General features: G+C 67.5%; 9 protein-coding genes and 2 tRNA genes. 9 read left to right on the forward strand and 2 right to left on the reverse strand.

Annotated features, from left to right (window positions below):
• Positions 1 to 10: 10 nt before the first annotated feature.
• Positions 11 to 2,116, forward strand: a complete 2,106-nt coding sequence (locus tag MEBOL_RS26895; RefSeq protein WP_095980134.1) for an ATP-binding domain-containing protein — start codon at positions 11 to 13, stop codon at positions 2,114 to 2,116.
• A gap of 85 nt (positions 2,117 to 2,201) precedes the next feature.
• Entirely contained in the window at positions 2,202 to 2,801 is a 600-nt protein-coding gene (locus tag MEBOL_RS26900) for a TIGR02265 family protein (protein ID WP_157775512.1), read from the forward strand.
• A 61-nt stretch (positions 2,802 to 2,862) separates the two neighbouring features.
• Here the strand turns inward: MEBOL_RS26900 and MEBOL_RS26905 are convergent, their stop codons facing one another.
• Positions 2,863 to 3,303: a hypothetical protein gene (locus MEBOL_RS26905; RefSeq protein WP_095980136.1), complete on the reverse strand. Its 441-nt coding sequence runs from the start codon at positions 3,301 to 3,303 to the stop codon at positions 2,863 to 2,865.
• A 501-nt stretch (positions 3,304 to 3,804) separates the two neighbouring features.
• Here MEBOL_RS26905 and MEBOL_RS26910 point away from each other — a divergent pair.
• The 3 genes from MEBOL_RS26910 (at position 3,805) to MEBOL_RS26920 (ending at position 8,321) form a co-directional block, all read left to right on the forward strand.
• Positions 3,805 to 5,910, forward strand: a complete 2,106-nt coding sequence (locus tag MEBOL_RS26910; RefSeq protein ID WP_095980137.1) for a hypothetical protein — start codon at positions 3,805 to 3,807, stop codon at positions 5,908 to 5,910.
• Positions 5,911 to 5,938: 28 nt separating this feature from the next.
• Positions 5,939 to 6,682 (forward strand): hypothetical protein, encoded by a 744-nt coding sequence (locus MEBOL_RS26915; protein WP_095980138.1) that lies wholly within the window; start codon positions 5,939 to 5,941, stop codon positions 6,680 to 6,682.
• A 451-nt stretch (positions 6,683 to 7,133) separates the two neighbouring features.
• Positions 7,134 to 8,321, forward strand: a complete 1,188-nt coding sequence (locus tag MEBOL_RS26920) for a heparin lyase I family protein (protein ID WP_095980139.1) — start codon at positions 7,134 to 7,136, stop codon at positions 8,319 to 8,321.
• Positions 8,322 to 8,469: 148 nt separating this feature from the next.
• Here MEBOL_RS26920 and bet read toward each other — a convergent pair whose 3' ends face one another.
• Positions 8,470 to 9,558 carry a phage recombination protein Bet gene (bet, locus tag MEBOL_RS26925; RefSeq protein WP_095980140.1) on the reverse strand — a complete coding sequence of 363 codons (1,089 nt, stop codon included), beginning with the start codon at positions 9,556 to 9,558 and terminating at the stop codon, positions 8,470 to 8,472.
• A gap of 292 nt (positions 9,559 to 9,850) precedes the next feature.
• Here bet and MEBOL_RS26930 point away from each other — a divergent pair.
• The 4 genes from MEBOL_RS26930 to clpP all read left to right on the forward strand — a co-directional run bounded on the left by MEBOL_RS26930 (position 9,851) and on the right by clpP (position 12,176).
• Positions 9,851 to 9,923: transfer RNA gene (locus MEBOL_RS26930), tRNA-Lys, on the forward strand.
• Between the two features lie 110 nt (positions 9,924 to 10,033).
• Positions 10,034 to 10,115, forward strand: a tRNA-Leu gene (locus MEBOL_RS26935).
• 129 nt (positions 10,116 to 10,244) lie between these two features.
• Positions 10,245 to 11,525: a trigger factor gene (tig, locus tag MEBOL_RS26940; RefSeq protein WP_095980141.1), complete on the forward strand. Its 1,281-nt coding sequence runs from the start codon at positions 10,245 to 10,247 to the stop codon at positions 11,523 to 11,525.
• Between the two features lie 33 nt (positions 11,526 to 11,558).
• Positions 11,559 to 12,176, forward strand: a complete 618-nt coding sequence (clpP, locus tag MEBOL_RS26945) for an ATP-dependent Clp endopeptidase proteolytic subunit ClpP (RefSeq protein ID WP_095980142.1) — start codon at positions 11,559 to 11,561, stop codon at positions 12,174 to 12,176.
• The last annotated feature ends 172 nt before the right edge of the window (positions 12,177 to 12,348 follow it).

The following is a 12,348-nucleotide window of genomic DNA, read 5'->3' on the forward strand; positions in this document are numbered from 1 at the left end:
GGTCACCCCCATGAGCACGCCCGACGGAGAACTGTCCCCGGAAGAACAGGCCATCATCTCGGAGGAAGAAGCCTTTCTCCGTCGCGTGCTCGGCTCGCTGGAGGCCGCGCGGCTGCGCGGTGGGGAGCGCACCCAGGAGACCGAGCGCCTCATCGCCCAGCTCGAGGTGTTGCGCGACGACGCGGTCAGCGCGCCCGTGGCGGACCTGCCCCACCTGTTCCACCAGATGGATCAGACGCGCGCCCTGTTGGATCGGCAGAAGGTCACGCGGCTGCCCGAGTTCAGTGCCCCCTACTTCGCGCACCTCAAGGTGAACGGGCCGGTGGGTGATCGGGACTACCTGTTGGGCCGGACCAGCTACGCGGACGCGTCCGCCGACGTGCGCATCATCGACTGGCGTTTCGCGCCGGTGGCCCGGGTCTTCTACCGCTATGGGGAAGGGGACTCCTACGAGGAGTGGTTCGGCGAGCGGCTGTCCGAGGGCACCGTGCTGGTGCGGCGCCTGGTGGTCATCGAGCGGGGCCGGCTGACGCGCATCCAGGTGGGTCCTCTCGTGCTCGTGCGCTCGCCCGAGGGCGCCTGGCGCCGGGTGGGCGCCGGGGCCATGTCCCCACTGGCGGGGGGCATGGGGACGGCGGTTCGTCCGGGGCGGCTGGGCGTGGGGCAGGGGGCGTCCCGGCGCGAGGGCGCGCTCGACGTGACGGCCCTGCTCGACGCCGAGCAGTTCGAGGCGGTGAACGTGGCGGCGGACGAGCCGCTGCTCGTGCTGGGCAGCGCGGGCAGCGGGAAGACGACGGTCGCCCTGCACCGGCTCGCGAAGATCGCCTTCGACGAGCGGGCGCGCTACCCCGAGTCCCGGATGAAGGTCATCGTCCCCGAGGAGGGCCTGGCGAGGCTGTCGCGGCGGCTGCTCGCGCCCCTGGGCCTGGAGAAGGTCTCCGTCGAGACCCTGGATTCCTGGGCGGCGCTGACGGCGCGCATCGCGTTTGGCGCCAAGGCCCTCAAGGTGTGGGAAGACACGCCACCACTCGTGTCGAAATTCAAACGCCACCCGGCCCTGCGCCGTGCGTTGGCGGCCAGGTTGGGTGTACTCAAGTCCTCGGCCACCACGCTGCCCAGGCTGCGCAAACGGCTCGCCGAGCTCTTCACGGATCGGCGCTTCCTGGAGGGGGTCGTCTCCCACTCCAAGGGAGACCTGCCGCTCACGGCCATCGACGAGCTGGTGCGGCACACGATGTTGCAGATCGCCACGCCGTTGGAGCGGGAACTGGAGGGGGTGGATCCGGACCGACTCCAGACATTGGATGGCAAATCCTTGCAGAGTGACACCCCGGACGAGCTGGCGGGCACCCTGGATCTGGAGGATTTGCCGTTGTTGTTGTTCCTGCGTGCCCAGGGGGGAAACCTGGGCGCGGTGGGGCGGCTCGTGCACGTGGTGCTGGACGAGACCGAGGACTTCTCGCTCGTGGAATTGTTCGTGGTGGGACGGCTGCTGGGCGATGCCCGGAGCTGCACGCTCGCGGGGGATGAAATGCAACAGACGTCGACGAGCTTCGCGGGGTGGCCCGCCGTCCTCGCGGAGCTGGGCATTCAGGACGCGGCCACCTGCCGGCTCCAGGTGTCCTACCGTTGTCCGGCGCCCATCACGGCGCTGGCGCGTCACGTCCTGGGGACTCAGGCCCCCTCCACCGCCCCCCAGGCGGGCCGGGAGGGCGCACCCGTGGGCCTTCACCACTTTCCGGACGAGGCCCAGGCCCACCTGTTCATTGGCGAGGCCCTGCGGGAGCTCCTGGAGCGCGAGCCCCATGCCTCCGTGGCCGTCATCGCCCAGGGCCCCGAGCAGGCGCGGGCCTTCCACCGGATGCTCGCGGACACGTCCTGGGCCCGCCTCGTTCTCGAAGGCGACTTTTCCTTCGAACCTGGCGTGGATGTGACAGACGTGGACAACGTGAAAGGACTTGAATTCGACTATGTCGTCATCCCAGACGCGACCGCCCGGGCCTACCCCGTGAATGACGAGGCACGACGCCGGTTGCATATCGCCATTACCCGGGCTTCTCACCAGCTCTGGCTCGTGTCCTCGGGGGTTCGCTCGCCTTTGCTGGCGGGGTGTTAGGGCCACATCGGTCATGTGGACGCATTGCCTGCTGGGTGTTGAATCGGGATGTCAGGATTTGACTCTTCGTGCGAGAGTGGATGCAATGAGTGAATCGCGTCCTCAGCTGTTGTCTCGGCTGGCCAGGAGCACGCGGGAGCAGACGATTTCCGGCATGTTCCTGCAGGCGGTGCTCGCGTCGGCCGAAGTCCATGGAATGGACGTGGTGGCGCGGGCCCGGTCGCGGGTGGGGGAGGGGGGGCCGTTGGTGGAGAGCTATCGCTACCCCGTGGGCTGCATGTTGGAGATGCTCGACATCATCGGCCAGGCCGCGGAGTCCCGGGGCCTTTCCTACGGAGAGGCCCTTTTCGAGAGTGGCCGGGACGCGGGGTTCGCCTACGTCCGCAGCGCGGTGGGCCGGATGCGGGTCCTGGTGGCCTCGGCATCGGGTCTGCATCGCGCGCTGGAGGGGATTCCGAGCGCCGCCCTGCTGTCGGTCAACTTCGGCGAGCGCTCCTATCGCCGGCTCACACACAGCTCGGGCGATCTCGCCTTCAATCAAGACCTGATCGGAACGGCCTGGAACATCGGGCTGGTGACGGCCAGCGTTAGCGCGGGCCTCGCGTTGGCCCCGGACGCGCTGAAATTCCACGTCAACGTGACGGACGAGGACGCCAGCAGCTTCGTCCTCCATCTGTTCTGGTAGGGCGGGGGGGACGGGGGCCGGAGCCACCCGGGACGGGTGACTCCGGGGTCCGTGCGAGGGCTCAGCCCTCGAAGGTGTCCCGCATGCGGCTGATGGCGTCGTTGGCCATCTGCGTGATGGTGTTCTTCATGGTCTGGAACATCACCGTCTCGTTCATGAGCAGGCTCTTGGCCTTCTCGGCGACCTTCGCGGGGGTGGCGTTCGGGTTCTCCTTGAGCCACGCGTCCATCTTCTTCTCCACCGAGGCGAGCATCTTGCCCTTGAAGTCCTTGCCCAGGCCCTCGGCCATCAGCGCGTAGCCATCGGCGCTGTTCCCGTCGGAAAAGCGCTTGAACGCGTCCGAGACGGCGTTGAAGTCGGACGTGCCATCCACGCCCATCTTGAAGCTGCCACCGGAGAGCAGATCCTTGACCGACTCCATCTTCGAGGTGTCGGCCGTGGACGCCGTCTGCTGGGTGGTGGTCGTCGCGGCGGCGGAGCGGTTGTTCACGGAGAACGACATGGGATCACCTTTTCCGGGAAATCGAGGGTGTAGGTAACGTTGAGGAGATTATCGCGTCCGCCCGGCCCGGGTTGCGTGGGGGGTGACGATTTTCGGCGCCTCCCCCTGGGGCTTGCCGCGCTGGAGAGCGGGCGGCCGAGCTTTGGTGCGGTGCGTCATGGCGGCCGGACCCAGGGCCCGGGTCCCCGCTCAAGACCTGGGTTTCCGGAACACTTCGCGGAACCCTCTCACAGGGGCATCCGCTGGAGTGGGGTCATTCCTGTCAAATCCTGTCATGAATGAGAGGGTTACTTCACGGAATTCCAATGGGCTGAGGTCCCCCCGGATATGCCGTGAGGGAGAGCTGGCCTGGAGATCCGACGCGGCGGCGGTGAAGCTTTTCCATGACAAGGGTATTCAGCGTGGGTCGGTAATGACTTTCAGGGGGCTGCTTGACGAGGGTGTCTCGCTTGTGGTTCATGGCGAGTGCAAGGCATTGAGCGACTGCACGGGGGACTCTCCATGGACTCAATCTCGAACAAACCGGCCCGCTCCTCGGCGGCATGGGAAGGAGGCTTCGCCAGTCCTTTCTCGGGTTACTCGCTCCAGGGGGCCGGAGCCATCCAGGTGAACCTCCCCGAGTGGGGTGGGGTGCTGGGCCCGGCGACGCTGTTGAGCCCCGCGGCGGTGTGGGCCCGGCCCGGGCGCCAGGGAGGCTCGCTGGCCCGGGAGCGGACGCTGCGCGTGTGTCTGGAGACGGAGGCGGGGGACATCGGCCCGTTGAAGGGGGAAATCCACTGGAACGGCGCCACGGGCGAGGCCCTGGGCATCCAACTCCTCGGGGTGTCTCCCCACCAGGGCGAGCGCATCCTCACGTTGCTGGACGCGGAGGTCCGCCGGGGCCTGGCGGTGCCCGAGGCCTCTCCGCTGCCCGTGCAGGAGGAAATCACCGGCGGCGAGCGCCTGCGCGCCGTCCTGCGGAAGATCGCCGCCCTGGGCAACCAGGCGGTGGTGCGGCGGCCGGGCCAGGCGGTGCGGATGACGCTGGAGCGGCTGGACGAGGAGGGGGGGCGCTTGTACTGGCGCTGTGCCGAGCCCGGCGCCGGCTGGGGCGGTGCCTCCGCGGAGCTCGAGGTGGTGGGCTACAACTCCGCCTACCGGATGCACCTGGAGACGCGCGCCAGCGAGGGGGGCCTCTGGGTGACGTCCCTGCCCGAGCGGCTGTGGCGGGTGCGCCACCGTTGGCACCGCCGGGTGCTCGCGCCCGAGGGGACCCGGGCCCGCTTCGAGCACCCCCTCTGGTCGGAGCTGGGCTGGCACTCGCGGGACGTGGTGGATGTCTCGTATTCCGGCTTGAGCCTGCGCTCCGGCACCGGGGACTTGCTCTTCCCGGGGCTCTTCCTGCCGCTCGAGGTGGAGACGGCGCACGGCGAGCGCATCTCCCTGCGCTGCGAGGTGCGGCACGTCTCGTTTTCCCAGGCGGATGGGCGCCGGCTGTGTGGTCTGGAGGCCCGGCCGCTCACGCCCCGGGACTCGGTGCTGTGGATGCGCTTCGTTTCCCAGACACTCAGTCCCTCCACCCGCTCGGGCGAGGCGTGGCTCGAGCCCCTCTGGGATTTGTATGCCGCGTCGGGTTATTTCAACCTGGCGGGGAAATCCTCGCATCACTTCGATGCGTTGCGCCGTGATTTCATCGACCTGAGCGGCCGCGCGGCGAAGCTGCCCCATGTCTTCTGCCAGACCGTGTGGCCCTCGGAGCGAGGGGTGGAGGCGTCCCTGTCCGCGGTCAAGCCCTACCAGAACACCTGGATGCTCCATCATCTGGGGCGCAGGCCCGGCAAACCGGTGAACGCGCCTCCCGTGCCCGGGCAGATCCTCCGGGACATCTACCAACGCACGCTGGAGCACGCCCAGGTCGATCCCGACTTCCGCTGGTTGATCAGCTATGCCGAGTCGACCGTGCCGTGGGTGCGCCGCACGCACTTGGCGTTCGCCGAGCGCGCGCACGAGGGGGGCGAGTCCCTGGTGATGTACCTGCGGCTCATGGACGCCGAGTGCTCCGAGATGAGCGGCGAGCCCGTGGGAGACGTGGAGATCGGCCCCGCGTCCATGGGGGAGAAGCTGCTGCTGGCGCGGGAGATCGCCCGCACGCGGCCCGCCAGCTATGCCGATTCCCTGGACCTCACCCGCGAGCGTCTGGAGTTGCGTGGCGCGTCCCGGTTCTGGAAGGAGGAGGGGTTGCGGCGCGAGCGGCGCATCCTGGTGGCCCGGCGGGAAGGCGTCGCCGTGGCGGCGTTGGTGCTCGAACTGGGACCGCCCGCCACCAATCTCTTTCGTCTGATGGATTGCGCGCGTTTGTTTCCCCTGTTACCCGAAGGCAAGGACGCCTACGTGGCGTTGCTGGACGAGGCGCGGCGCTGGTTCGCGTTTCATGGGCGCACGGCCTTCGTCTACCTGTGCGAGGACGAAGGCGGTTACGCGCGGCGGGCCCGTCTGCATGACGACCCCTCCACCCAGCCCTTCCTGTGGATCATCTCCGCTTCCCTGGCGCCCGAATTCCTGGAGCACATCCAAGAGCAGTCCGTCGGACGTCAGCCGTCGCACACCCCCTCAGTATTGTCATCGTGAGCGTTGTCATCGTGAAGGAGCACACACCATGGAACTGCTGAAGAATCTGTACGAGCCCCATGCTCTGCCGGCCCGCGCTCTGCTGGACACGGATCCCGCGTTGCGGCGGCTGTTGGATCCCTCTCTCAATCCCAAGGTCCTCGCCCGCTTCCTCATCGAGTGGATGGCGCGCGCGGCGTACATGACCGAGCCGGTGGATGGGTGGATTCGCGGCACCGGCCAGCGCTGCATCGAACAGGGGATGGAGAAGATGGGCCGGGCCCTCATCACCCACGCCAAGAGCGAGACGGGCCACCACCTGATGACGCTCGAGGACGCGCGCAGCCTGGTGGGCCACTGGAACACCCGCTACCTGCCCACGCTGTCGGTGCGGGAGTTGTGCGCTCAGCCACCGTTCGAGAGCATGGCCGCCTACCGTCGGCTGCATGACGAGACCATCGGGGGCGCCTTCCCGGTGGGGCAGATCGCCATCGAGCGGGAGGTCGGCTTCCTGGCGGTGTACTTCGGTCCCAAGCTGATGCAGCAGGTGGAGCGGTTGCTTGGCCCGGAGGTGGCTGGCATGCTCACCTTCCTGACCGAGCACGTGGCCGTGGACGTGGGCCATACCCTGCTCAATGAGAGGATGCTCGAGGAGGCGATCAGCCTCTCGCCCGGGAACGCCCGCATCTACGCGGAGACGGGGGCCCTGGCGATGACCCTGTACATCCGCTTCCTGGGAGACTGCCTGCACACCGTGGAGGACCTGTTCTCGCCGCTGCGTTCCGTGGCCTGAGTCCGTTGCCCTCCACGAGGCGCCGCTCCCTTATGTACGGGGGCGGCGCCTCGTGCCGTACATGGGCCGTCCCTCGAGGATGACCCGGCGTGTGTGTCTTTGCGGCCAGATGCCCCACGCCACCGAGGGCGTGATGAGGCTTTGCCGCCGCTGCTAGTGAAATACCCCCGATGCCTGTCTCCTCGCTCTCCGCGCGGGCATCTGCGGTGCATGTTGATTGGTCTACAAAGATAGGGGATGGTGCTGACCCATCCAGCGCGGCCGTGTTTCGCGGGTGTCTGGATAAGGAGTCAATGTCTCACACGCGGGTACACTCGGGCAGCTCGGGCCTGGTCTCGATTGGAACCACGAGAGCCTCGCGTACTGGATAACCCATCAAGCCGTTTCACCGGATCGTGCCCCCGTGCGATCCGTTCCACTCCCTGTCTGTCTTTCCCCCCGGAGAGCCTCATTGAAGAAGACCCTCCTGCTGGTTGAAACCGTGTTCGCCCTGGCTGGTGTTGTTGCTTGCGGAGGTCCCGAGCAGCTGGACGCCGACGAGTCAACCCAAACGCTGGGTGTCACGGCCGATGCACTGAGCACGCAGAATTGCTCCCCGCTTTCCGCGACCTCGGTGATCGCTTCCGGCAACGATGGAAATGGCCCCCAGAACACCCTGGATGACCAGCTCGGCACGCGCTGGAGCAACCTGGGCAAGGGGTCGTGGATTGATTACGACCTGGGTTCGGCGCGCACGGTGTCGGGTGCCGCCATCGCCTGGCATCAGGGCAACCAGCGCACCAACAACTTCGCTGTGTCCGTCTCCACGGATGGGATGGTCTATACGCCCGTCTACACGGGGACGAGCAGTGGCACCACCACGGTGGCGGAGACGGTCTCCTTCGCCGCGAGGACGGCCCGCCGGCTGCGCATCACCTTCCAGGGCAACTCGCAGAATGACTGGGCGAGCATCGCCGAGGCCCGCGCGTGTGGCGTGGCCGCGGAGGCGGGCTCGGGTTCGGGCGTGGTGTGGCGGGGTGACTTCGAGACCGGTAGCCGCTCCCAGTGGAGCAGCACGCAGATGGTCAACGCGGACCGGCTCCAGGTGGTGTCCTCGCCCACCCGGCAGGGCAGCTACGCCATCAAGGTGACGGTGCGTCAGGGTGACAACCCCATCAGCGCCAGCGGCAATCGCAACGAGCTGGTGCGGATGACGAACGAGAAGGAAGGCGACGAGTACTACTACAAGTGGAGCACCATGTTCGCCTCCGACTTCCCGAGCGCGAAGACGTGGCAGCTCTTCACCCAGTGGCACCACAGCGGCAGCAACGGCTCGCCCCCGGTGGAGTTCTACGTCAACGGTGAGACCATCTACCTGCGCATGCGCGGCTCCACCGTGGTGTGGCAGACCCCGCTGGTGCGCGGTCAGTGGCTCGACTTCGTCTTCCACGTGAAGTGGTCGGCCAAGTCCAACGTGGGCTTCGTGGAGCTGTACTACCGGGGCAACCTGGTGCTGCCCAAGCTCTATGGCGCCACCATGTACTCGGGCCAGACGAACTACTTGAAGGTCGGCCTGTACCGGAACAGCACCATCGCGCCGGTGGGCGTCGTCTACCACGACGGGTGGGTCCAGGGCCGCAGCCTGCAGGACGTGCAGTAGCCTTCCCTTCCTCTCCGCGCCCCACCCGTGGCCTTCCCCCAGGAGGCCGCCGGTGGGGCGCTCTTTTTTCGTGCGGCCTGGAACGACAACGGCGGCACTCCCGGGAGGGAGTGCCGCCGTGTGAAGTGAAGCGGACGTCGTGGAGCGCTCAGAGCTTGGCTTCGTTCGCCGCGGGGACGCGGCAGCGCAGCTCGGCCTCGAGCTCGAGCGCCGCGAGGTTCTCGCGCATCGCCCGGGCCCACTTGGCCTTGGGCTGCTCCATCAGCTTCTCGTGCGCCAGGTCGATGGTCTCCGCCAGCTCCTCGTCGCTGAGCTCGGAGGCCGTCCGGCCCTTGTTCGCGCCGAACGCCACCACCACCGACGAGCCCTTGAGCTTCGGGGCGGGCTCGGCCGCCGCCGGAGCCGGCTCGGGAGCGGGCGGGGGGACGGGCGCCGGCCGGGCCTTCACGCTCTCGGCCTTCACGCTCTCCATGGCGGGGGCCTCGGGCTCCCGCGCGGTCTCCTTGACCGGCTCCGGCGCGTGCTCGGGCGCCTTCGCCTCCTCACGGGCCTCGCGCACCTCACGGGGCGAGGTGGGGAAGGAGGCCTTCACGGAGCCCAGACCCTGCGTGGAGATGGGCTCGGACGGGGAGTCGAACTCCTCGGCCGGCATCTCCTCGCGCACGTACAGGCCGCCGAACGCCTCGGGGTACGCCTTGCGCAGGGCCGCCACGCGCGCGCACTTCTCGATCATCGTGGTGGGGATCTTCGCCCACAGGGGCGTCTGCTGGACGTAGCCCGCGAAGTCCAACCACACCACCACGGGCAGCTTGCCCTCGCGCACCACGCGCGCCCAGGCCCCGACGAGGCTGCCCTTGCGCTTGGCCGGGTTGAAGCGGTGCACCACCTCGCCCTTGCCCTGGTCCACGATGATTTCATCCTCGGCGTACACCGCGCTCGCCTGGATGCCCTTGCAGTCCGGGAAGCGCTCCGCGCGCGCCAGCATCCCCGCTTCCGAGGGCTGGAATTCGTGCCGGGACACCCAGTTGGGCTTCTCCCGGCTTCCCGCGTTCTGTCTCCGGGCCACGCAGAAAGCCTCCTTGAGCAACGGGTCCAACCCGGAGCGCTTGCACTGTTCGATGAAGAGGGCGAACTCGTCTTCCCCGATGCCTCGGGGGCAGATGGTCCGCCGGATGAGCTCCACGCGCTCGGGGCTCCACTGGCCCGACGCCGTTTCCGTCTTGTTGTGCGCTTCCATGCCGCTGCTGTGCTCCTCGCCTTCGAAAAGGGCGGACGACCTCCGTCCGCCCGCGCCTTCGGGGGACTGATTCAACCCTGTAGCGGTGACATTCTATCCCCCGGGGCCGACGCCTTGCTGAACACGTGTTCAGGCCTGCCCGGAGGGCGGGCGAGCGGTGTCGCGGAGCCGGAAAAGGGGGGTGAAGGGAGGGCGAAAAAAAGAGTTTGACGTGGCCGACGCGTCACCGTACAAGCCGTCCCCGTCGACGCGCGGTGACGAGCCGCTCGGCGGCGCAGCACGGTAGAAGGTCGGGAGCGTAGCTCAATTGGTAGAGCAATGGACTCTTAATCCATAGGTTGTGGGTTCGATTCCCTCCGCTCTCAACTCAAACGGGGTCCTCTCAGTGATGAGAGGGCCCTGTTTCTTTTTGGGGGTCCTTGGCTCCGTGTCCGCCGGGCTCCCGTTTTCGGGGTACAAGGCACGGTGCGCATCCGGGCGGGTGGCGAAACTGGTAGACGCGCCAGACTTAGGATCTGGTACCGCAAGGTGTGAGGGTTCGAGTCCCTCCTCGCCCATTCCGGCCCTTTCGCGTTGACCGGGCCCGTCCCTATCCCCTAAACGCGCACCTCCCTGTTTTCGTCACGTCTTCACCCATCCGACACGTCGGTGTCCCGGCAGCGGGCCCGGCGCGAGCGAGGCATCACATGAAGGTCCAGGTCGAGGAGCTTTCTCCCATCGAGAAGAAGCTCTCCATCGAGGTCGACACCGCCCGCGTGGCCGAGGAGCTCACCCGTGCGTATACCGCGCTGGGCCAGCAGGTGAAGCTGCCCGGCTTCCGGCAGGGCAAGGTGCCGCGCCGCATCCTCGAGCAGCGCTTCCGCGATCGGGTCGAGGACGACGTCATCCAGCGCGTGGTGCAGAGCGCCTGGCTGCAGGCCGTGCGCGATCACAAGGTGGAGGCCGTGGCGCCGCCCCAGGTGACGCAGAACTCGGGCCTCAAGCCCAACGCGCCCTTCTCCTTCGAGGCGCGCGTCGAGGTGAAGCCCCGCGTGGAGGCCAAGGACTACCAGGGTCTGGCGCTCACGCGCGCGGACACCCAGGTGGCCGACTCGGACGTGAACGAGCGCCTGGAGCAGCTGCGCCAGAACCTGGCCCGGTTGGATCCCATCGAGGATCGGGACGTGGCCCAGGCGGGCGACTTCGCCACGGTCGACTACGAGGCGACCGTCGAGGGCAAGGAGTTCGCCGGCAGCAAGGCCGAGGGCGTGACGGTGGAGCTGGCCCCGGGTGAGCTGGTCGAGTCCAACGTGGCCGCGCTCGAGGGCGCCAAGGTCGGTGAGACCCGGGAGCTGGACTACACCTTCCCGGCCGACTACCGCGTGGAGGACGTCAAGGGCAAGGCCGCCCACTTCAAGTTCCACGTGAAGGGGCTCAAGAAGAAGATCATCCCCGAGCTCAACGACGACTTCGCCAAGGAGGCCGGTCAGGCCCAGTCGCTCGACGAGCTGCGCACGAAGATCCGCGCGGACCTGGAGCAGGGCAAGAAGACCAAGGCGCTCAACGAGGAGCGCGAGGCCCTCATCAAGGCCCTCATCGAGAAGAACCCCTTCGAGGTTCCCAAGGCCATGGTGGAGCGCACCATCGACCAGATGCTCGAGACGCGTCTGCGCGCCATGGCCCGCATGGGCATGGATCCGCGCCGCCTCAACCTGGACTTCGCCCGGCTGCGCGAGGACCTGCGCGAGGAGGCCCTCCAGGAGGTGCGCGGCGCGCTGCTCTTCGAGGCCATCGCCCTCAAGGAGGGCATCCAGACCAGCGACGAGGACCTGGAGAAGAAGATCTCCGAGCTGGCGCAGGAGGCCAACCAGTCCATCGACGTGGTGCGCAAGTACTTCAAGGGCCCTGACGAGCGCCAGGGGTTGAGCCTGCGACTCCGCGAAGAAAAGACGATTGAATTCCTGAAGGGTCAGGCGAAGTATTCCTAGGCGTTCCTTCTTCACTGACCCTCTGAGGTTGCCATGCCCTTCATGCCCGTTCCCTACGTCATCGAGCAGACCCACCGTGGAGAGCGCTCGTACGACATCTACAGCCGGCTCCTGAAGGACCGGATTGTCATGTTGGGAACGGAGATCGACGATGACGTGGCCAACGTCATCGTCGCCCAGCTCCTGTTCCTCGAGTCCGAGGACCCGGACAAGGACATCAACCTCTACATCAACTCGCCGGGCGGCTCGGTGACGGCGGGCCTGGCCATCTACGACACCATGCAGTACGTGAAGCCGAACGTCTCCACCATCTGTGTGGGTCAGGCGGCGTCCATGGGCGCGGTGCTCCTGCTGGCCGGGGCGAAGGGCAAGCGCTACGCGCTGCCCAGCGCGCGCATCATGATCCACCAGCCCCTGGGCGGGGTGCGGGGCCAGGCCACGGACATCGAGATCCAGGCCAAGGAAATCCTGCGGATGCGGGCCAAGCTCAACGAGCTCATCGTGAAGCACACCGGCCAGCCCATCGAGCGTGTCGAGAAGGACACGGACCGCGACTACTTCATGGGCGCCGCCGAGGCCAAGGCGTACGGCATCCTCGATGAGGTGCAGAATCCCCGGAAGGTCCTGCTGCCTCCGGGCGAGCGCAAGTAGCACGCCTCCTCATGGGGCATCCGGGCCGGGGACGCGGGAATGACGGACCGCGTCTCCGGCTTCTGATTTCTGCGCCAGATGTTTTGGGGTGTTAAGTAGCCAGCAGGTGCGTGGACGGTCCCGCGGGGGACTGACTAGATTGGCCGTGGGCAGGGGGAGCGGGCCGGTGGGA

The sequence above is a fragment of the Melittangium boletus DSM 14713 genome (genome assembly GCF_002305855.1).
In the GTDB taxonomy this organism is placed as follows: Bacteria; Myxococcota; Myxococcia; order Myxococcales; family Myxococcaceae; genus Cystobacter; species Cystobacter boletus.